Source organism: Bacillus sp. GZB, from assembly GCF_001975995.1.
Taxonomy (GTDB): Bacteria; Bacillota; Bacilli; order Bacillales; family Bacillaceae; genus Bacillus; species Bacillus velezensis.
In genome coordinates, this window is the sequence record NZ_MTQG01000010.1 from 366,399 (window position 1) to 385,463 (window position 19,065).

Below are 19,065 nucleotides of genomic sequence, written 5' to 3' on the forward strand. Positions count from 1 at the left end.
GAATTTGAATTGAGTATCCATAGAGTACAGAGTGGGCTTATTTTCGACGACAATTTTGAAACACTTGACACACGTTGGACTGTGTCCCCCTCTGACTCCTATGATTACAGTGAAGTGGATAAACGGTTAACTCTAAACCACAACCCTACTGACAGAAGTACCAATGCTTTATTCGCTCTACCTCAAAACGAGTCTGAACTTCTAATCCAGGTCCATGCTAACTATAATCCTCAATATTTAGGAGATGAGGGAGGGTTAGTCATTTGGAAAAATGCTCTTGAGAAAGTGGAGTTCTTAGAGAGTGAGGATAGCGTTCAGTCGGGAGCCTACAACATTTGGCGTGCCGTAAAGAGGCAGAACCTTTGGACGTTTTTCGCAGAGAAGAATAAAGCATGGGAACTCTTCGACTCGACAATTTGTATTGACCCATCTATGGCGGGAGTAGTGTTGAAAGGTACCCCAAGAACTGGATATACTCCCCTCTCCATTGATAGGGTCATTTTATGTAGGGGTACTCACATTAGCGTAGGAAACGTTAGTAGTATGTGTAAGGTCGAGTTGCTTGACGCTGATTCAATGAGTCCAGTAAGTAAGCAAATTGTTCCGCAGGGGTATTCAGGAATTGATATTGAATTGCCTAGCGTACCTTTTAAAGGGAAAATCAACATCTATGACAAAGATGGAAACGGAAATTATATATTGGTAGATGAACAGGCAGAAGTAGCAGAAATGTACGGAGGCGACGTATTCCTTAGAGGTACAGACCTGAAAGTTTCTTGGAAGGGGCATGACCTAAGTGAGATTAATCCGACTAACATAGGCCCGCTTAAAAACGGAATTAATGAGCAAAAGATGACAATCATTAATGATACCACTGGAAATATTGCAGAAAATGTACGGATAAGTATAGCAGCTTATGGAGAAGAGTTTGGTTGGGAGTGGTGTGACCTTGCACCTGATAACTCCGGTACTCCAGGGACTTATGAGGACTCTTCTCTTGCAGTAGGTACATTAGCGGCCGGACAATCAAAAGATTTTTGGGTGAGGATAGCTAAATCTACGGTTGCGGTCGATGAGGATATAAAACAGGGAATGCGCCCGACGCACTTCTTCTTAGAAATCAATAACGATTAGGGGGAGAGGATATGGGTACCAAAATGACATTACACAGGTATAGCCCTGTAACGAAAGACTGGGAAGAAACACTTCTATTTGTGGATCAGAATTTCCTTGATACTTACGGAAAAGTTAATCCCACCATACCTACAGGGCACACTTACGAAATAAATAAGGGACTTCTAAAAGTGTACCTAAACGGGAGACGATTAAATGAAGGTATTTCCTACAATGAAGTTGATGATCAACATATCCAGTTATTGCTCGGTGCCGATGATAGTGGGAATCAGCTCAACCTTAAAATAGGCGATCAGATATTTATTGAGGTGTATAAAAACCAATATTGTAGCAGAGGACAGGCAACAGTCAGCGGCACCGAATTCTACGAGTTAAAGAAGGAAATAACAGACGCTCGTAGATTTAAGGATGGAGATGAACCGTCTAGAACTCTTGATGAACGGTTAGATGAGATACAGAGACAGCTAGAGGTCGTGTACGGAGGAACTGCTGAGGTAGACATAGCCTATGAGCACAATTCAAGAGATCAGATCACACGTGAAATAATTACCGGTGACTACTCCTTGGTCCGGGAATTTACTTACTACGAAGATGAAGATCCACACATAAAAGGTGAGATGAAGACCGAAATCATATACTACACCGATAGCTCAGGAAGCCTGCTAAACAAGGTGACTAAAGGGTATTCATACGATCCGGCAACAAGGAGACTATTACGTACTTCGGTCAGAGTAGACACTTAAAAACAATATAAAGTAATTTAAACCCTCCTACTTAGGAGGGTTTTCTGTTAAGGGTTAATATTATCAGTTTCATTCTTATAATGTGTATATCCTGCTGAAAGGGGGAACGAACTAATGGATTACATGGGATATAACAGGGAACAACTCAACTCAAGGAGAATCAGAAAAGTATCGAGAAAAGTAATGGTTTTTATTATCCCTTCCCTTGTAAAAGTGGGGCCTGTTCAGACAGAAGTCCGTTTTCCTTATAAAGGGAGGCTAATAAATTCCTACGCCTCATGTGGAACCTCAGGAACCACACCTACCACAATCGATATTGAGAAATGTGCTCAAGAGGCTTATGACACCACACCTAGGTGGGAGAGTGTATTTCAAAACAAGATTTCTATTAATGCTAACAACAAATCAAATAGGACTTCTACAAAACCCTACTCTTTTAAACCCTCTTTTGAAACTGTGTATGAAAATGACCATTTTAGGGTTAATGTCATTGAAGCAGGAGAAGGTGTAAGAGATATAACGGTTGAGTTAGTTGTTGAATTAGACGTGGAGGAAGAATAGCCATCCGCAACTATAGAGGTGTGTGCAGCGATCATTAGGCTGTAGACACTATATTTTTAATTTAGGGGGTAATTATCTATGGCAGCACCGCAGGTCAATTGGAGAAAGCAAGATAACTCAGGAGCAGTAAGTTCTTGGAATATTGGAACGATAGACGCAGGAACACCTTCATCAGATTTCGGAGTTTTAATTTGGAACAACTTTGGCGGCACGACAGACCTTTCTACGATGACGAACTGTACTATTACTACCAAGGATAGTGCTGGAGGCAATACAGGGGAACTGGTAACTAACCAGTGGGTTCAGGTCACTGTAGTTTCTGCGGGAGAGACAGGACGGACAAACATTGGGGGACTCACTACACACCCTATCCAAGCAAGTGGAAATACCACAAACGATGACGGTACATTCTCCCCTAACGCTAACGAAATTTTGGGAGTGAAGAATAGCGGAAACAAGGAAAGTGCGAAAGGTAACTATGCAGAGGTTATTTTACGTGCAGATGTTCCAGGTAACGCAACAGCAGGAAACGTGGCCTTCTTAACACGTGTGGCTTACCAGTACGTTTAAGATCAGACTTCAATGCAATGAGGTAAGGGGAGATAAAATGTTTATGCAGAGTGAACTATATTCAAAATCTCCAGTGGCGCAGGACTTTATTTGGATGGCTGAGTACCCTGACGGTACTCACCTATCTGAATTTGACTTCGCTACTAAGGAAGAAAATAGTTTTTATGATATCGACAGGGACAGACTCTTTCGCTTTGGACTCGTAGGGCATGGTCAGAAAATCTACTTTGAACGGGATGGAGTCCTAAATGTGGCTGGTCGTCGTATCCACGTGGCCTATGAAGTGGACGGCAAAATGCTGCCTTTGAACGGAGTCTTTAAATACGATATTAACGATATCATAACTTATAAGGACGCTCAGGCGTCGGGGCTAACTTCGGGTTTTAAAGGACAAGGTACCTTTTCTAACCGCATTCTACAGTACAATGTAGGATTTAAGACCAACTTAAATATTGACGGTGTCTCGTTCCATTTTAAGGCTATTGTTCACCTGCCTTTAAATGAGCCAGCCTACATTACTTTTTGGCTTGTAGCAGACAAGGATTTGGACGGCAAATTTATTATCGTCAGCAATGGAAGAGACGTGCTAGAAACACAGGCACCTTTAAAACAAAATGTCGGGGGTGAACTAAAATGGGTAGTTCAGTAAAGCTGACTAAAGAAGAGTTACTAAATATTATTTACGGTGTTAACTATAACTTAGACGGAAGTATCGTTAAAGATTCAGAAAGAATCCGCAACTATACTATGGAGGTTATTGGCGATAAGACACACCTAAAGACATACAACTACCCCGTACAAATACTAGTGGACCGTAATTGGGAAAACATATCCGAGGTCGTTAACCAGGAAGATTTAGGACTTCTTTATGACGTGTTTCAGGAAACCCACATGATCAGTGAGATTATTCTAGATACTGACGATCCATCTCCAATATCAGTGCGCAGTAGAGAACGCGTTAGCAACCTACCTGAACAACTAGATGAAGCAGGAATACATTACCCGCGCGAATTTACTTGGGTAGATGGGGCGTCTAACACAAGCGGGGTCATAATTCTGCCGAAAGACGATTATGACAAAGTCTTTGTAGCTACAGATCCTGACAAAGACGGTAACCCTGAAATTTTATTTATTGGACCTAAAACTCAAGATAATCAAGAACGGCCATATTATCTGAAATCGGAGGGTAAAACTTACATTTATGTGGATCACTTTTCCGGCGGTGGCGGGACACAAAGCGATCCCTACATCATTTCAACAGAAGGTGATCTCTCGTTACTAAGCACCAACCCAACAGCGTATTTTATCCAAGATCGAGATATAATAATGACTGCTCACCAAACAGGTGCAGGGTTTAACCCAATAAAGAATTTTTCAGGCTACTTTGATGGTCGGGGGTTTGAAATTAAAGATCTATACATTAATTCGTCTGGGGATAATGTTGGTTTGTTTGCAATTCAGACGGGTGGAGTAATTAAAAGAGTTAAACTTACCAATGTAAACGTCAACGCTGCTGGGAATTATGTAGGTGCGTTGGTAGGTCGCTCTGGTGGAGATGTATATGATTGCGCGGTTATCTCGGGAACGGTTGAGAATAAATCCAAAAATGGCCTGTACACCGGGGGCTTGGTTGGCTATAAGGATTCAGGAAGCATACACAGATCTTACTCTCATGTCCAGGTAAAGTCAGGTGGGGAAAGCTTAGGCGGATTTATCGGCAGGTTGGAGAATGGCAATATTTTCAAATCATTCTCAACCGGTAAAGTTATTGATGCCACCATAGCTCAAAACTTATCGAATATAGGTGGATTTGCTGGTTCCTATAAAGCAGGAACCCTTGGAGACGACAATTTCTATGACACAGATAAGTCAGGGGTTACAATCTCAGCCGGGGCGGCCCAGGGAAGAAAAACCTCTGATTTAAAGAGAAAAGATACCTTTGAAGGTAAAGGTTTTGATTTTTGGAACGAGTGGCATATGGGTGACTATAAGGTGAATAACGGCTACCCTGAAAACAGACGATTCATTAGGTATGCAAAAGGTAAGGGGACAATAGAGGAGCCTTTCCTTATCCAAAATTCCTTTGACTTAGAGCAGGTAAGGCACTACTTATACGCAAACTTTCGGTTAGAGACAGACTTGGTACTTGAATACCCTACCGTAGGCAAGGGGTGGCTCCCTATCGGCCACGAAGGTAAAGAAATTGGATGGGCGCATCAAGCCTTTTACGGAACTTTTGACGGCAACGGTAAGGCTATTGGAAACCTTTACATCAACAGGCCCGATGAGAGTTACTGCGGTCTTTTTAAGTATGTAAATCAAGGGATCATTAAAAACCTTGAGTTGGTGGATATTAAAATTACTGCTGGAGGCCCATCGGGTACATTAGTCGGTTCTCTTTACTCATCCCAAAAGGGAGATGGAAGAATTGAAAACTGTAAGGTTACTGAATTCCAAAACTTTAAGTTGGACTTTAAAGGGATTGGTGGCGGCCTAGTAGGTAGCTTGGAGACATACGCAGAAGTTAGAGATTGTACGTTTAACGGGACTCTGACTATGAATGCCGATTATGCGGGGGGAATCGTAGGTCAAATGGACAGCTACGCCAAAATTTACAGAAGTTCCGCTAGAGGTCAGTGGATTCAGTACGGAGGCATTTTGGGGGGGATTGTTGGTAGGTATATTAACTGGGCTACAGGCACTGTTATGGAAGACGTAATATCAGCAGCCGACATGGCAACACAATGTTCTAAAAGTGGAGGGGTGTTCGGCTATTCTAACACCTATACTAACGATAGCACGTTTACGTTCAGGCGTGTATTAGTTTTAGCTAAAACCGTAGCAGGAAATGCAATGTACTACAAGGCAGATTTTTATTCGGGTTATTCCTACAAATACAAAGTAACTAGGGAGCAAGTATATTACGACCAGCAGCGGTCCGGTAGTGGAGCAATGAAAGAGTTTGAGATAACACCTAAATACACAGCTGAAATTAGGCACCCCGGAACATACCCACCTACGAGCTGGGACTTTACGAGTACCTACTTCTTCGATGGAAACTACGACGAAGACCCTAATCTACTGCAATTCAAGGAACCCGAATTACCGATACTAGGTTTCCGAAATCAAATAGGTAAATACTATACTGATGAGAAGGGTAATGTTTTGCGTTACCTAGATTATGGTACGTTAGTGGCCGGAACAACTTCACGTTCTTTCCCTGTATGGTTGCAGAATAATGCTGACTTTCCGGTCGTCCAGCTAAAGACTTGGGTTGATAGTGAGACTGTAAAAAACGGTATCACAGTTGAGCTTAGCTTGACTGATAACCCTTTTGTCCCAACAACTGATATTGCTTTCAGCGGGACAGTCCCTATCGGAGATTCTAAAAAATTCTTTGTTCGCTTTAGCTCGGATGTGACTGTACAGGAGGGCGGGACTTTCGATTTGAAGGCAAAGGCTAGTCCTGCTTAACGAGAAAGTCATCTCAATACAATGGGATTGGACGTGATATAGATGTATCCTTTGAATGGGTTGATACTACACTTACATGCTGCTTTAGCGGACAACGGCAAGAGTCAGGGTTTCAATAGCCGCACTACAGTGACATGGTTTGATTTGACGTATAAAAAACATAACGCGACTTTAACTGATTTTGATTTCTCAACGGACAGAGGTTGGACCGGGGAGAATATAAATGGAGACCCTTACTCGCTTAGTCTAAATGGTTCGTCTAACTACATGACTGTAGATAGATTTGACGAGCTAATACCGAGAAATGGAGGATTTACCCTTGAGGCTTGGATTAGACCATCCAACACAGGGTATATCCTTTCTTTTGGTAAAGGCGATGAACAAGGGTTCTCTTTATATTATGATCAAAGTTCCAATGAGTTTAGGGCACAGATTACAACGGAGTCGCATAACTGTCGCTTTACTTTTAATGGGGTGCCAGTTAAAAAATGGACTCACATTGCATTAGTTTTTGACGGTGAGAGACTTTGGGGATTAAGGAATGCAGCTCCCGAGGGGTTCAGTTTACCTGAGGCAGGTAACTACAAGGCTAACTCTTATGACCTTGTAGTTGGAAAAGATTGTGCCGGAAACCAATCGTATTTTGAAGGACAGCTATCCGTCCTACGGTTGTACGAAAGATCCCTAACGTTCGACGAGATATCTGATAGCTATAACCAAGGGATGTTAAGCGGTAGCCAGGAAAGTGAGATAAGAGGTAAGGGTTTAATCCTTTACAGGGATGAACTTCAAAGTACACTCCGAATAGGTATAACTGGTAACCTGGAAAGCAAATACCAAATAACAAAAAATAAATTTGATGATTTATCGTCAAATGCAAACGTCAAGGAATGTAGTGATTTAAAAGGAATAGTAGTCGTAAATCCCATTACCTATGTGCGGGGGAAGTACGGGACTCAAATTTTTACAGGGGATGATCTACAAGGCTCCCTAAGTGTGGCTAAACACAATAATCTGATTTCAAGCATATCCGTCGCACCTATTGCAAGGTTTAAATCCAGGTACGGAGTTAACCCACTACATGTAGAGAATTTAAAATCTACACTGAACGTTGTTTCACCTAACCTGCTTTCAGACATTACAGTAAGTTTGCAAGAAATAAAGATGGCCGCTAGGTACGATTCTCAGCAGGTAAGTAGATCAGATTTGGGTGGGGAAGTCTTAGTCAAGACTGGAGCAGACTTACCATCGGTAGTTGGTGTAAACCTAATAACGAATAGGTACATGGAAATAAAGTACGCTGTTGACGGTATAACAAAAGGTGACATGCTGTCAGAGATTGCAGTTTATTCCACTAAGGATATGCAGGGTGTTATTAAGGTTAATACAAGAGCTTTAATCACAGCCGCTTATCAGATTCAGGGCATATACTTAGATGACTTAAAGGGAGACATCACTGTACCGGCCAAAAAGGATATTCACTCGACTATCTCAATAACCATCGAGTCAGCGATGAGAGCTAAATACGACTTAACCCCTACCTACTTAAATGAACTCCCGACATATTTAGGTATCAAGGAATTCAGTGATCTTCCTTCTGAAATTTTTATAAACCTAAAATCACATTTACAGGCAGAGTACAGCATAACCCCTATCTATTTTGGTTGGTTAACTTCTAAGCTCAGCATTAAAGAAGTTTCTGATCTGAAATCTATGATCAGATTGACGCCAAAAGGCGGTATGGTGGCTAGGTACGACTTGAGAGAGCGACCAAAAGTTATAAAGACCCTTTATTCTGTGAGAGACGCTTTTGTACGATCGTATCTTCCTAAGATCAATTACGGAACCGAAACGCAGATGTATGTAGGAAAGGTTGAATCACCTTTCCCTGAGACGTTTAGGTCTCTTGTTGGATTCGATATTAATGAAGTACCTCAGGCCAACACAGAGATTGGTAAAGCAACCCTCCGTATCTACAATGACGGGAGAGGCGTAAGCCAAGCAGTTCAACTAAATGAATTAATGGACCAGTGGAATGAGCTTAGTGTAACCTGGGATTCTCAACCTAGGGTCGCTAAAGAAGGGTTCTCTACAACCTACGTGCTCAACAATACGACTGGAAAGTACACAGAAATTGATGTAACTCCTCTTGTTAAGGATTGGCATAGCGGCAAAAAAGCGAATTTCGGTTTTATGCTAAAGGCGGTAAATGAGCTAGGAAGCCTCATGAAAGGCTTTTATACTAGAGAAAACACCGAAAGACGGCCTGAATTGCTAGTCGAGTATTATGACATGGTTGTATACACAATCGACGATAGCCATCTATTATCTGAATTGAGCATTAGGAATTCAACAGAAAAGGACTTAAAATCTCAAGTAAAGGTCAAGCAGTACAACTTTTGGGAAGAAGTCCCGGGAGACATGTATATCAAGGCTCCAGGAGACATACCCTCACGAATTGTAGTCAGTCGTCCCCAATTAAGTGGATCTGTAACACCTCGATTTGGAGGGCACTACGATTTTAAAGATGGGCGTATTTCCATTAGACAGAAGAGTTCGGTGGATCTATCGAGCTTTATTGCAGCCAATGAGAAGGATAAACTCGGTGAAGTCTATGTCCTGTACAGAAATGATCTAAAAGGTAGTCTACAGGTCAGAGTGTGGGGAGACCCAGATCAGGACGGAGGACAGCTAGTTTCAGGTCTCAGTGTATCTGAGGCAAATAAAGATTCAAGTATCTACGTACTGAATAGGGAAGATTTCGATTCACTATTAACGGTACGGGTAACATCTAACGGAGAAAACACTAGTGATAACCTGACTGCTGATTTTAGGGTAACAAGAAATTTTGAACTCTATGGATCACTGGAGATAAAAGAGAGTGCTCAGTTTATTTGTTCAATTGTAGTACGGGCAGAAGGTGAAGGAGACCAACACTCTTCCGTTTATGTCCGTTATAGAAATGATCTTCCAGGGAAAGGTAACATAGGAAACCCTAACTTAAAATCGCATATTAAAGTGTATGAAAAATCTTTATTAGGCGGGCAAGTTGTCGTTCGAAGAAGCCCCCATAACGATTTGGTTTCTGCAATAAATGTTCCACAGGGGGACCGAGAAGAGTTACCTTCAACTGTAAATCTACGAACGAATGCTGATAAATATTCCACGGTTACTATTCTCTCAGGCAATCTTCAATCTTCGTTGACTGTTCCCAACAATGGGTTTAAAAACTTAGTTGGCGCACTGTCAGTGCGGGTGAGACGTGTATCTGATTTGATGTCTTATCTAGGTATAGCTTCTGGTAACCTAGGATCTAGTGTTGGCGTCCGTGTTAATGAGGGTCACGAGTTATCTAGTAACATTCTTGTCCGGTTAGCTCAGAACTCTAACCTGTCGATCGGTGGGTTTATTAAGTATACGGACAGTCTACCTTCCAATGTGTCTGTGAATAAATCCAGGTATCAAGATAAATTAGGCTTAATTGATATCAGAAAATTGGATTCGTATGATGTAGCGGCTTCCGCAGAAATTAAGGCATGGAATGACCCTTGGGGCGACGGAGGCCAATTATGTGCTTCAATTTCAGTGCGTAATTGGTGTGCCGGCGACCTACCATCTCAGGTGTCTGTTCGATTCTTTGGAGCTGTTGATATCTATGGCTCCCTTACAATAAACCAAGTAAGTGAATTAACCGGATCAGTAGAAATACAGTCATTCGGCGAAGGTAATCTTGTTAGTGCAATTGATGTGTATGAATACTCCGAATTAACCGGGGTAATCAGAATTAGGGTTAGTGACAATTCTGATCTTAAAGCGATATCCGTGATAAAAATATCTAACGATTTAAGTGCCGGTATCGAGGTAATAACAGCTTACCCTTACGCCTATATTATGTGAATATAAATAGCCTTACCCTTCGTAGGTAAGGCTATTTTTTAATTCAATTAAACTATAATGCTATCAGGCAAGAGGGTGAAATTTTTTATAGTTATTTGATTTGTTTCCTCTTGTAACCTTGGCATAAATCTTAGTTGTTGAGATGTCCTCATGCCCTAAAAACTCTTGGACAATGGCCATGTCACATCCATTATCCAACAAGTGTGTGGCGAAACTATGCCGGAAAACGTGAGGGCTGACAAGGTTTTTGTCTATACCAGCTTTCTCTGCGATATTTTTTATATTGAGGAATATAGCTTCCCTTGTTACATGCCTAGATTTATCAAACCTATGCGGGAAGAGGAACCCTGAGGTTATGCCTCGATCTTCGATGTATTGCTGTATGAGTTTGACACAGCTTTCGTGTATTGGGTTGTCTCTTTCCTTGCTTCCTTTACCGCGCAAACGGATATACCTTCCTTCAAAATCAATATCCTCGACACGTAAGGCAGCGACCTCAGCAACACGGCCACCTAATCCATACAAAAGCTCGGCATAAAGGTGACTTCTTACTCCACTTTTGCTTGCAGTTTCCAAAAGACGTAATACGTCCTCTTTAGAGAGATATTTAGGTAATGATTTTTCGCGAGAGCCAACCTTTATTCCGTCAGTGGGGGAGGTTTGTACCACACCTTCAACCTCATTTAGGTACTTGTAAAAGGATTTAAGCGAGTAGAGGGCACGGTTAATGGAATTACGTTTTAGGCCATTTTGAGATAGGTGGGAAATAAAGGATCGAACATGGTCCGGAGAGACGTTTATCAAATCGACATCTATGTAGTCGATAAATTTGCTAAGATCCCTCATATAATTGGAAATTGTGTTGTTAGATAAGTCTTTTTCTACTCTCATGTGTGTTTCGAATCTGTTTATGTAGCTCAAAAAATCAACCCTTTTCACTTAACATAATACTATTATATAAAAGATTATGTTAAGTGTCAATTGTTAGCAATGACCACACCAGGTCTTATATATATACATTTAGTGTTAAAGGTAGGTGACGGTTGAGATGAAAGACAGCTTAATTTCCGCTATTGCTTCTGTTCTAGGCATGTTTGTCACAGGGGGATTCGGTTACCTGGTGGCACATAACTCTAGCAAGAAGGACCTGACCATCAATGATCGTCAGTTACTTTCTGAGGATGAGAAACAGTTTAGGACGGAGTTAAAAGAGATGATGTTAGCCTACCAAGATCAGGTGAAAGGCCTAACCTCGGAGGTGGAACGTTTAACAAAATCTAACCTTTCTTTAGAAACTCAAGTGCAGCAATTAACTACTCGGAACGAAGCATTAGAGAGACAAGTACACACCTTAACTATGGTCAACAACCAACTAAGAGAAGAGTTACAAAGGAGGGAGTAGCTTGAAGAAAGACAGTAAAGGTAGCTATTGGAAAGATGGGTTGTCGGTAAATGAGACAAGATTTTCAGTTTTGGTTGTGATGGCATTAGCAGGATTCGGCTACGCTCTCTATTCTCATTTTGATACAGGAGACATTACAGCTAATCTATTAGATCTAGTCAAGGTTCTTATTTTTAGCATAGTAGGCATGAATGTGGCAGACTTTGTCACAGAACCTTTTCGCAGTAAACGAGAAGATAACAAAAGCCCTACCTATAATGTGGATACTGATCAGGAAGAAACTGTTTTTAAGACAGATCCTGACAATAACAAGTAGAAGGGGTTATGCTATATGGGTTTTGAAATGAAATATGATATTATTTCAGATCTACTGCCTTCAGGAACTAAAAGACGTCCTGGAGGGAAGATAAATGTAAAATTCCTTGTAGCGCATGATACTGGTAATCCAGGATCAACAGCTAAAGGGAATATAAATTATTACAGAAACTCACCAGATGTCGCGGCTGGCGCTCAAATTTTCGTTGATGACGTTGGTATTAGGGAGTGTATACCCGCTGTACTCGGTACACCGGAGAGGGCTTACCATGTCATTTATAATGTGACCACCGATAATCAAATGTACGGAGCTGACGCAAACGACGCGGCAATCGGAGTAGAGCTTTGTTGGGGGAAGGGTATAGATGGGGAGAAATCTTACGCACGCTATGTTTGGATTTTAGCGTACCTTTGCTACAAGTTCGGACTAGACCCTAAGAGGGATATTGTAGGCCATGAGATTTTAGATCCCAAACGGAAAATTGATCCATCGAACGGCCTGAAACATATTGGAAAAACATACAATCAATTAATCAGCGATGTGGCTGCTGAGTACAGTGAATGCTCCGGTAAGACCGCAAAGCCACAACCTTCGACAGCGAAGATCGGGAAAACATACAAAGTCGTGTCGGGAGATACTCTTTGGAGTATCGCAAAAAAGTACAACACGTCCGTCGCAAAACTGAAAGTATTAAATCCTGAAATTGATGTTCTTGCTCTCCAGGTAGGCAGTACATTACTAATCCAGGAAGGTGAGAAAAACGAAGGCGGGACAAGCCCTGTTTACGGCACAATCTCTAAGAGTAGTCCTACAATCTCTCACCTAGCGGTTGATTTTAAAACTACCGTAGGTAATATTGAAAAACTTAATCCAGGAATCGATCCAAGAAAACTCCAAATTGGACAGAAAATACTCGTAGGCTATACAAACTCCGCCTCTTCGCCACGAAACGTAGAAAAAAACACACCTGCAAAAAAGGTAGATAGCCGTTTAGCTGAATACCTTAAACAAAAACCTGTAAGGCCTTATCCCGGTTCTCCTGTCAAACGTGGAGCGCGCGGTAAAGACGTTGAAGCGATTCAGCGAGCTTTAAAAGTAAGTGTGGACGGTAACTTCGGAGCGGGGACAGAGAAAGCAGTAAGGAATTATCAATCAAAGTTTCCTTTCCTAGGGGTTGACGGGATCGTTGGATATAACACTTGGAATGTAATGTTTTAAGATTAAAACCACCTCTATAGGTGGTTTTTTAATCTTTGAAAAAAAAATTTAAAGGCTGCTATAAACATTCAGGAAGTGGTGTCGATATATTAATTGTCAGGACGAACAACAAATTCTAAGGAGGGGATACTGTGGCACTTGTGTTGTCTAGAAAGTTTGAAGAATCCGTTGTAATCAGTGACTCTGAAGGCAATGAAATAAGCATTAAGGTTATTGAAGACAAAGATTCACGTAACCAAGTCCGTTTTGTTATAGACGCTCCAAAGGAATTTAGAGTTCTCCGGGCGGAAGTCAAAGAAAGGGAAGTCTTTGATTTCTAAAATACCAAACATTACACGGAGGTAAAGAAAATGAGAATTAATCACAACATCGCGGCTCTTAACACTAGCCGTCAGCTGAATGCAGGTTCAAGCTCTGCCGCAAAAAACATGGAAAAATTATCTTCAGGTCTTCGTATCAACCGCGCTGGTGATGACGCAGCGGGTCTTGCGATCTCTGAAAAAATGCGTTCTCAAATCCGCGGTTTAGACATGGCGTCTAAAAACGCTCAAGACGGAATCTCTCTTATCCAAACTGCTGAGGGAGCATTAAACGAAACTCACAGCATTCTTCAGCGTATGAGCGAGCTTGCAACTCAAGCGGCGAACGACACGAACACTACTTCTGACCGTGACGAGTTACAGAAAGAGATGGATCAGCTTTCTTCTGAAGTGACAAGAATTTCTACAGATACTGAGTTTAACACAAAGAAATTGCTTGATGGCACGGCTGACAAACTGACTTTCCAAATCGGTGCTAACGAAGGTCAAACTATGAGCCTTTCAATCAACAACATGAACGCTGATTCTTTAAAAGTTATTGGCCAAGTTGGCGAAAAGACAGCACTTGATGGAAACTCTGAACTCGAAGTAAGAAACGATCAAGGCCAAGCCGTGAAAATTTCATTCGCTGCGGCTGGAAATGCTGATGTAGATAAAACAACTGCGTCTTATGATGAGACTAGCAAAACAGTAACTGTAACATTAGCGCAAAAAGCTGATGGTACTATTACTGCATCACAAGAAGACGTTCTAAATTCTTTAAATAAAACAGGGGCTGTTAAAGCTACTGCTATTGATGGCGCAGACTTAACTAAAAAAGCTACTGCGGGAGCTGACACTACAACTTCTACTACAGTAAATAAAGACGCTACAAAAGGTATCGATATCTCATCTTCTGCTAAAGCTGCGTCTTCAGCTCTTACAACAATCAAAACAGCTATCGACACAGTATCTAGCGAGCGCGCTAAACTTGGTGCGGTTCAAAACCGTTTAGAGCACACAATCAACAACCTTGGTACTTCTTCTGAGAACCTGACTTCTGCTGAATCACGTATCCGTGACGTAGACATGGCTTCTGAGATGATGGAGTACACGAAAAACAACATCCTTACTCAGGCTTCTCAAGCAATGCTTGCGCAAGCTAACCAACAACCTCAGCAAGTTCTTCAATTGCTTAAAGGTTAATAATAAAAAAGACTACCAATTTGGTAGTCTTTTTGTTTTGGTTATCTTAGAATCTCAAAACGTTTTAAGAATCCATTTACGTAGTTGGCACCACGGCTGGCGATGATTCCCATGAGAACCTTACTTACAATTACACCTACGCCGTCTAAACCAAAAGGTTCAAGATTAAAGACAAAAGCGAGTAAAATACCAACAGCTATGGATAGGATATATGTTAGCTTATCCTGAATCAACCCCTCAGGGAAGAGGTTTTTAACCACCTCTGTGATTGATTCAGTCAAGATTGCAACAAATAATAGAAGAGTAGCACTAGCAAATAGAGTTTCCGCCATGTTATTTTACCTCCTGTTGAATGGAATTGATTAGATCTTGTACTTTTTGGCCTTTCGCCTGGAATTCAGTTTTGCGGGTGCGGGCCTTTTCTTGGATCTCTAAGTGACGTTCAACAATCTCAGTTGAGGATTGCTCAGCATTCTCTAATTCAGACACACCGTCATGGATACGCTGAGCCAATTCAACCAGTTTATCTTCGGCTTCTTGGATCTCTTTTTCAGCCCAATCTACACGCTCAACCACATCACCTAAAGTAGTGATATCCCTTTTCTTACCCTTGATTTTAGAAATGACTTTTTTCATTACACATACCTCCAAAGGGTTTTAATTACTAACGTCTGCACGTTTTACACTGTCAGCCGAGTTAAAACCGTTAGGGAAACGTTTTTGAAGTTTTTCAATGTTTTTATCAAGAATCGTTTCCATATCGAGTCCTAAAAGAGTAGCCAGTCCTACAACATAGTGCATTACATCGCCAATCTCTTTTTCAGCCTCCTGCTTGTCTAGGGGGTGCCCGTGAAAGACACTTTTCTTAAAAAGGTCAGTAACCTCGCCAGCCTCTCCCGCCAGACCCATAGCGTAATTGGCAGTGATAAGCGGTTTTGTCATTGTTACCACATCACCCCCGACTTTTACTTGAGAACCAATAGAGGGCATTGTTCTCAGCGATAGCTCTTGAAACTTCTTGATGTCCATTTTTTAACATCCTCCTTTCACAATAGTGATCGATCTTAGTTGGCCGATAGTTGCGAAAATTTAATGGCACTGTATTTCTAAATTCTTTGTCTTGGCCCACAATTCAATGAAAGCTCTTTCTTCAGTGTTAGGCCGTCTGTTGAATTTTCCTCGAACTTGGCGGATAACGTCGCCTCGGACCTCAACAGTAACTAAAGATTCGTCTAGCTGCTTAGTATCCCGAAGAAAGAGTATCTTGCACTTCCTTTTTATGATGTCGTCTACATAGGAGGAAACACAGTGGGATAAGGATTCACCTTCTTTTATCACCTCTCTAACATAGTTTGGTCCAACAATAGAGAAGGTCTTGCCGGTAAAGGCCAGTCCTCTGTAATCCGGGTGCTCCGTTACCTTTACAAACTCTTTTTGTTTGTACTCGCTTTCTCTTGTTTTATAGTTTGCTAAGGCTACGTCATGGTCCTTTTTCAGTGATTTAGGGTATTTAGTGAACGACTTTTCCATAGCATTACTCATTCTTGCTAAGTCACGTAAGAGAGTAATAGCTTCGGAGGGATCGACGATACCCTGCTCAAGTTTGACTTCTCTAGTGATATAGAGAATGGTACGTCTTAGATCTGAATAGTCATAATCCTTGTTTAATTCGATTAGAGTTTCAGCTATATTGTAGACTTTGTCTATGTCACTCTCTTCGTCGAATATTTGCATTACAAGTTTGACGCTATTACCGTCGAAATGCTGGCACAACTGCCTGATCCGTTCATGTTTAAAGGTGGGATAAGTCCTCATACGGCTTATAAAATCAAGCATGAACTTTGGAACTCCTAAAAGTTTGTAGGGGGACATTGTTTCTTTTGATCTCGTGAGAGTTTTGTGGGACATCCAAAAGTCATCAAGGTGATTGACCAAGGGGCTTAGTCCTATTGTTTCAATAACAGGGTAATTCTTTAAACGTGTAAGGCCTCTGCCCCACATTTTGTTACGCTCATAACCCATACAGCTTAGGCGGTTATAGCAAAATCTATATAGCTCTTTATTGCGGTCGGTTGAAATTGCGTCCAGGACTCTTTCTGTTGAAGCTCCTTTAAAGAATGGGTTTATATTAGAGTCTGTAGGCGACAATTTTTGTCCGTTCTTTGACAAATGAATTATCTTATCCTTTAAGCTAAAGGATAAGGATCTAACATTTTTCAATACGGGTGTAAATTTCTTTTCAGGTAAGTCAAACGAGATTAAGAATTCCTCTCCTTTGATGTGAAATTCTTGATCTGTTTTACTGATGACTTTGAGTAAGGTATCTGTATACGTGTAACCCGTATAGATGTAGTTGATTTCCCTTGTCTCAGTAACCCCACAATTTGGGCAACATCCTGCTTCTTCTTGATACTTTACTTTCCTATTGTGTCCACATGTGCAGTAAATGTCCTTATCTACTGCACGACCATTTGAAACAACTAATTGTACTCGGTAATCCAACTTCATCCCTCCATTAATACTGGCCGCAGCAGTCAATTAGAGCCTCATTTACGCGTTTCATTGCTTTTTGTCTAATGTAGTAGAGAATGCGTGGGGTGTAGGTGGCTATTGCGTAACCGCACACATCCAACAGATCCTTGATATCGTCGATATGCATTATGCAGTTTCGTTCTTCCATTTCTTCTGCTATTAATTCAATTTCTTTTTCATATTTTGATATCCGGCGATCGTCAAAATCATTCTCCACTTTACTGCGAATTCGTTCTATCGCTCTATTTATAGTCATTGGATAAACGCCAAGGGTCTCGGCGATCTTTGAGTTGTTTAGCCCATCCATAATGAGTTCAGCCACTTTTGATTCAAACTCATCTAATCCTGATTCTTTTAAAAGACTTTGTACGTAGACTTTGTCATGGACCTCTTTCTCATAACCGATCGTAGAATCCTCAATGTCGAAATCTTGTAGGGAGTCTATATAAGTAAGGTCTTTTGCAAACCTCAGGACTTCCTGGATCTTGTATGAAGGGACCCCTAAGATATCGGACATTTCATCAGGTTTGGGAAAGTAGCCTAATTCATTCTCTACTTGCTCCATTTTCTTTACTAAGCTGACAGCACTTCTACTCAATCGGACTAGGCGTGAATCGTTATACAGAAATTGATTAATCTCCCAAAGGATGGGGCGATACGCAAAAGTAGTAAAGCGGACACCCCTTGTAAAATCAAAGTCTCTTAGAGCTGTAAGTATGCCTATGTAGGCGTGTTGCAATAGCTCTTCTTCTGAAATGTTGAAGCGATCTTTAAGGGATTCAACATTACCCTTGTAATGGGCAATGATAGAGAAGATAAAATCTTTATTCCTCTGTAACAGTTCAGCTAAGAGGTCTGAATCATCAAGGCAAGCCTTTAAAAGGTCATTGTTGTGGAGGTCAGGAAGACCATCTTTTCTGAGTTGCTCATATTTGCTTGAGGTCATTTACTTCACCTCAAACTTTCTCTCTTGTGGGATTACTTTAATGAAGTCCAAAAACTCTCCGGTACTCTTGTCTAGGACTCTACCATCATCGGTTACAGCAAGATTCTTTTTCAGCTCGGCCCAATTTACATCAGGCTCTACTGCTGGTTTTAACAAATTATTTTCTTTTGCGTACGTTCTGTAAGTCGGAACGTCGGCCACCTCGAATTTATCAGCTTGCGCTCGGGATTTAAGAGTAACCCCATACGGTAGTTTGATGGAGGTGAGTTTTTTCTGCTCTTTCTCTGTTTTAGCGGTGTTGTATTGATTAATGTGGTAAAGCTGTAGGTGTGTGGCTAAGTGTTCCTCTTTTGCTTTTAGAGGAGTCAGCACGTCTCTTAACCATTCTTCAACTTCTGTAATTTTAGACCGCCAATTTTCGATTTCTTTTTCCGCAACCTCTTGAAGTTCCTTGATAGATTTTCTTGTTTCCGCTAGACCGTAGGCGTAGCGAGCTGCTTCATCCAAGTTCGAAACTTTTACGTTGGTGTTATCTCCTTCGAACAATTCGTCAAAATCTACAACGTCCTGCGAGTTGTAGATTTCTTTGGATAACTCTTTAATGTTAGGCATTGACATCTTCCCCCTAAATATGGTGTGTTACTTTCCAAATTAGTTATCGAAACGAGGGGTGAGTTAGTTGCGGCGTGAGTCGTAGGACTGTATTTGACTTTCGACATGTACTGGTAAATAGGGAACAAGGGAAGGCAAGTAAGGGAGGACTGCCG

At 41.3% G+C, this 19,065-nt stretch carries 19 protein-coding genes; 12 read left to right on the top strand and 7 right to left on the bottom strand.

Translation table 11 applies throughout. From position 1 onward, the window contains the following. Positions 1 to 9: 9 nt before the first annotated feature. The 7 genes from BXO87_RS02105 (at position 10) to BXO87_RS02135 (ending at position 10,379) form a co-directional block, all read left to right on the top strand. Complete coding sequence (locus BXO87_RS02105; protein ID WP_076851148.1) at positions 10 to 1,134, top strand: hypothetical protein; 1,125 nt, start codon at positions 10 to 12, stop codon at positions 1,132 to 1,134. A gap of 11 nt (positions 1,135 to 1,145) precedes the next feature. Beyond that, entirely contained in the window at positions 1,146 to 1,877 is a 732-nt protein-coding gene (locus BXO87_RS02110; protein WP_076851149.1) for a hypothetical protein, read from the top strand. 114 nt (positions 1,878 to 1,991) lie between these two features. Then, a complete protein-coding gene (locus BXO87_RS02115; RefSeq protein WP_076851150.1) occupies positions 1,992 to 2,438 on the top strand; it encodes a hypothetical protein in 447 nt (148 codons plus the stop codon). Positions 2,439 to 2,516: 78 nt separating this feature from the next. Continuing rightward, a complete protein-coding gene (locus BXO87_RS02120) occupies positions 2,517 to 3,008 on the top strand; it encodes a hypothetical protein (RefSeq protein WP_076851151.1) in 492 nt (163 codons plus the stop codon). A 43-nt stretch (positions 3,009 to 3,051) separates the two neighbouring features. After that, positions 3,052 to 3,657, top strand: a complete 606-nt coding sequence (locus BXO87_RS02125; protein ID WP_414627001.1) for a hypothetical protein — start codon at positions 3,052 to 3,054, stop codon at positions 3,655 to 3,657. Next, positions 3,642 to 6,482, top strand: coding sequence for a GLUG motif-containing protein (locus BXO87_RS02130; protein ID WP_076851153.1), 2,841 nt, complete (start codon positions 3,642 to 3,644; stop codon positions 6,480 to 6,482). Before BXO87_RS02125 ends, BXO87_RS02130 begins: the two co-directional genes overlap by 16 nt. A 129-nt stretch (positions 6,483 to 6,611) precedes the next feature. Continuing rightward, the gene (locus tag BXO87_RS02135) at positions 6,612 to 10,379 is read left to right on the top strand and encodes a DNRLRE domain-containing protein (RefSeq protein ID WP_161941448.1); all 3,768 of its coding nucleotides are present in this window, start codon (positions 6,612 to 6,614) and stop codon (positions 10,377 to 10,379) included. A 63-nt stretch (positions 10,380 to 10,442) separates the two neighbouring features. Here the strand turns inward: BXO87_RS02135 and xerA are convergent, their stop codons facing one another. Next, positions 10,443 to 11,300, bottom strand: coding sequence for a site-specific tyrosine recombinase/integron integrase (gene xerA, locus BXO87_RS02140; RefSeq protein ID WP_084191228.1), 858 nt, complete (start codon positions 11,298 to 11,300; stop codon positions 10,443 to 10,445). A gap of 127 nt (positions 11,301 to 11,427) precedes the next feature. Here xerA and BXO87_RS02145 point away from each other — a divergent pair, with 127 nt between their 5' ends. From BXO87_RS02145 to BXO87_RS02165, 5 genes are all read left to right on the top strand, one after another. Beyond that, a complete protein-coding gene (locus tag BXO87_RS02145) occupies positions 11,428 to 11,781 on the top strand; it encodes a hypothetical protein (RefSeq protein ID WP_076851155.1) in 354 nt (117 codons plus the stop codon). 1 nt (position 11,782) lies between these two features. Then, positions 11,783 to 12,097 carry a hypothetical protein gene (locus BXO87_RS02150; protein WP_076851156.1) on the top strand — a complete coding sequence of 105 codons (315 nt, stop codon included), beginning with the start codon at positions 11,783 to 11,785 and terminating at the stop codon, positions 12,095 to 12,097. 15 nt (positions 12,098 to 12,112) lie between these two features. Next, complete coding sequence (locus BXO87_RS02155; protein ID WP_076851157.1) at positions 12,113 to 13,315, top strand: LysM peptidoglycan-binding domain-containing protein; 1,203 nt, start codon at positions 12,113 to 12,115, stop codon at positions 13,313 to 13,315. Between the two features lie 131 nt (positions 13,316 to 13,446). Then, entirely contained in the window at positions 13,447 to 13,635 is a 189-nt protein-coding gene (locus BXO87_RS02160) for a carbon storage regulator (protein WP_076851158.1), read from the top strand. Between the two features lie 30 nt (positions 13,636 to 13,665). Continuing rightward, positions 13,666 to 14,820 (top strand): flagellin N-terminal helical domain-containing protein, encoded by a 1,155-nt coding sequence (locus tag BXO87_RS02165; RefSeq protein ID WP_076851159.1) that lies wholly within the window; start codon positions 13,666 to 13,668, stop codon positions 14,818 to 14,820. 41 nt (positions 14,821 to 14,861) lie between these two features. Here BXO87_RS02165 and BXO87_RS02170 read toward each other — a convergent pair whose 3' ends face one another. Genes BXO87_RS02170 through BXO87_RS02195 form a run of 6 tightly spaced genes read right to left on the bottom strand, consistent with a single transcriptional unit; the run spans position 14,862 to position 18,910 of the window. After that, positions 14,862 to 15,152, bottom strand: a complete 291-nt coding sequence (locus BXO87_RS02170; protein ID WP_076851160.1) for a hypothetical protein — start codon at positions 15,150 to 15,152, stop codon at positions 14,862 to 14,864. Between the two features lies 1 nt (position 15,153). Further along, positions 15,154 to 15,456 carry a hypothetical protein gene (locus tag BXO87_RS02175; protein ID WP_076851161.1) on the bottom strand — a complete coding sequence of 101 codons (303 nt, stop codon included), beginning with the start codon at positions 15,454 to 15,456 and terminating at the stop codon, positions 15,154 to 15,156. Between the two features lie 21 nt (positions 15,457 to 15,477). Further along, positions 15,478 to 15,849, bottom strand: coding sequence for a nucleoside triphosphate pyrophosphohydrolase family protein (locus tag BXO87_RS02180; RefSeq protein ID WP_084191229.1), 372 nt, complete (start codon positions 15,847 to 15,849; stop codon positions 15,478 to 15,480). A 60-nt stretch (positions 15,850 to 15,909) separates the two neighbouring features. Then, positions 15,910 to 17,322: a PcfJ domain-containing protein gene (locus BXO87_RS02185; RefSeq protein WP_161941449.1), complete on the bottom strand. Its 1,413-nt coding sequence runs from the start codon at positions 17,320 to 17,322 to the stop codon at positions 15,910 to 15,912. 13 nt (positions 17,323 to 17,335) lie between these two features. Continuing rightward, positions 17,336 to 18,298 (bottom strand): sigma-70 family RNA polymerase sigma factor, encoded by a 963-nt coding sequence (locus BXO87_RS02190; protein WP_076851163.1) that lies wholly within the window; start codon positions 18,296 to 18,298, stop codon positions 17,336 to 17,338. Further along, positions 18,299 to 18,910 (bottom strand): host-nuclease inhibitor Gam family protein, encoded by a 612-nt coding sequence (locus tag BXO87_RS02195; protein WP_076851164.1) that lies wholly within the window; start codon positions 18,908 to 18,910, stop codon positions 18,299 to 18,301. Between the last annotated feature and the right edge of the window lie 155 nt (positions 18,911 to 19,065).

Excerpts from the sequence above, each read along its gene's own strand:
- BXO87_RS02110 (WP_076851149.1), top strand. The coding sequence starts at position 1,146 with ATGGGTACCAAAATGACATTACACAGGTATAGCCCTGTAACGAAAGAC.
- BXO87_RS02115 (WP_076851150.1), top strand. The coding sequence starts at position 1,992 with ATGGATTACATGGGATATAACAGGGAACAACTCAACTCAAGGAGAATC.
- BXO87_RS02120 (WP_076851151.1), top strand. The coding sequence starts at position 2,517 with ATGGCAGCACCGCAGGTCAATTGGAGAAAGCAAGATAACTCAGGAGCA.
- BXO87_RS02125 (WP_414627001.1), top strand. The coding sequence starts at position 3,052 with ATGCAGAGTGAACTATATTCAAAATCTCCAGTGGCGCAGGACTTTATT.
- BXO87_RS02130 (WP_076851153.1), top strand. The coding sequence starts at position 3,642 with ATGGGTAGTTCAGTAAAGCTGACTAAAGAAGAGTTACTAAATATTATT.
- BXO87_RS02145 (WP_076851155.1), top strand. The coding sequence starts at position 11,428 with ATGAAAGACAGCTTAATTTCCGCTATTGCTTCTGTTCTAGGCATGTTT.
- BXO87_RS02155 (WP_076851157.1), top strand. The coding sequence starts at position 12,113 with ATGGGTTTTGAAATGAAATATGATATTATTTCAGATCTACTGCCTTCA.
- BXO87_RS02165 (WP_076851159.1), top strand. The coding sequence starts at position 13,666 with ATGAGAATTAATCACAACATCGCGGCTCTTAACACTAGCCGTCAGCTG.
- BXO87_RS02170 (WP_076851160.1), bottom strand. The coding sequence starts at position 15,152 with ATGGCGGAAACTCTATTTGCTAGTGCTACTCTTCTATTATTTGTTGCA.
- BXO87_RS02175 (WP_076851161.1), bottom strand. The coding sequence starts at position 15,456 with ATGAAAAAAGTCATTTCTAAAATCAAGGGTAAGAAAAGGGATATCACT.
- BXO87_RS02180 (WP_084191229.1), bottom strand. The coding sequence starts at position 15,849 with ATGGACATCAAGAAGTTTCAAGAGCTATCGCTGAGAACAATGCCCTCT.
- BXO87_RS02190 (WP_076851163.1), bottom strand. The coding sequence starts at position 18,298 with ATGACCTCAAGCAAATATGAGCAACTCAGAAAAGATGGTCTTCCTGAC.
- BXO87_RS02195 (WP_076851164.1), bottom strand. The coding sequence starts at position 18,910 with ATGCCTAACATTAAAGAGTTATCCAAAGAAATCTACAACTCGCAGGAC.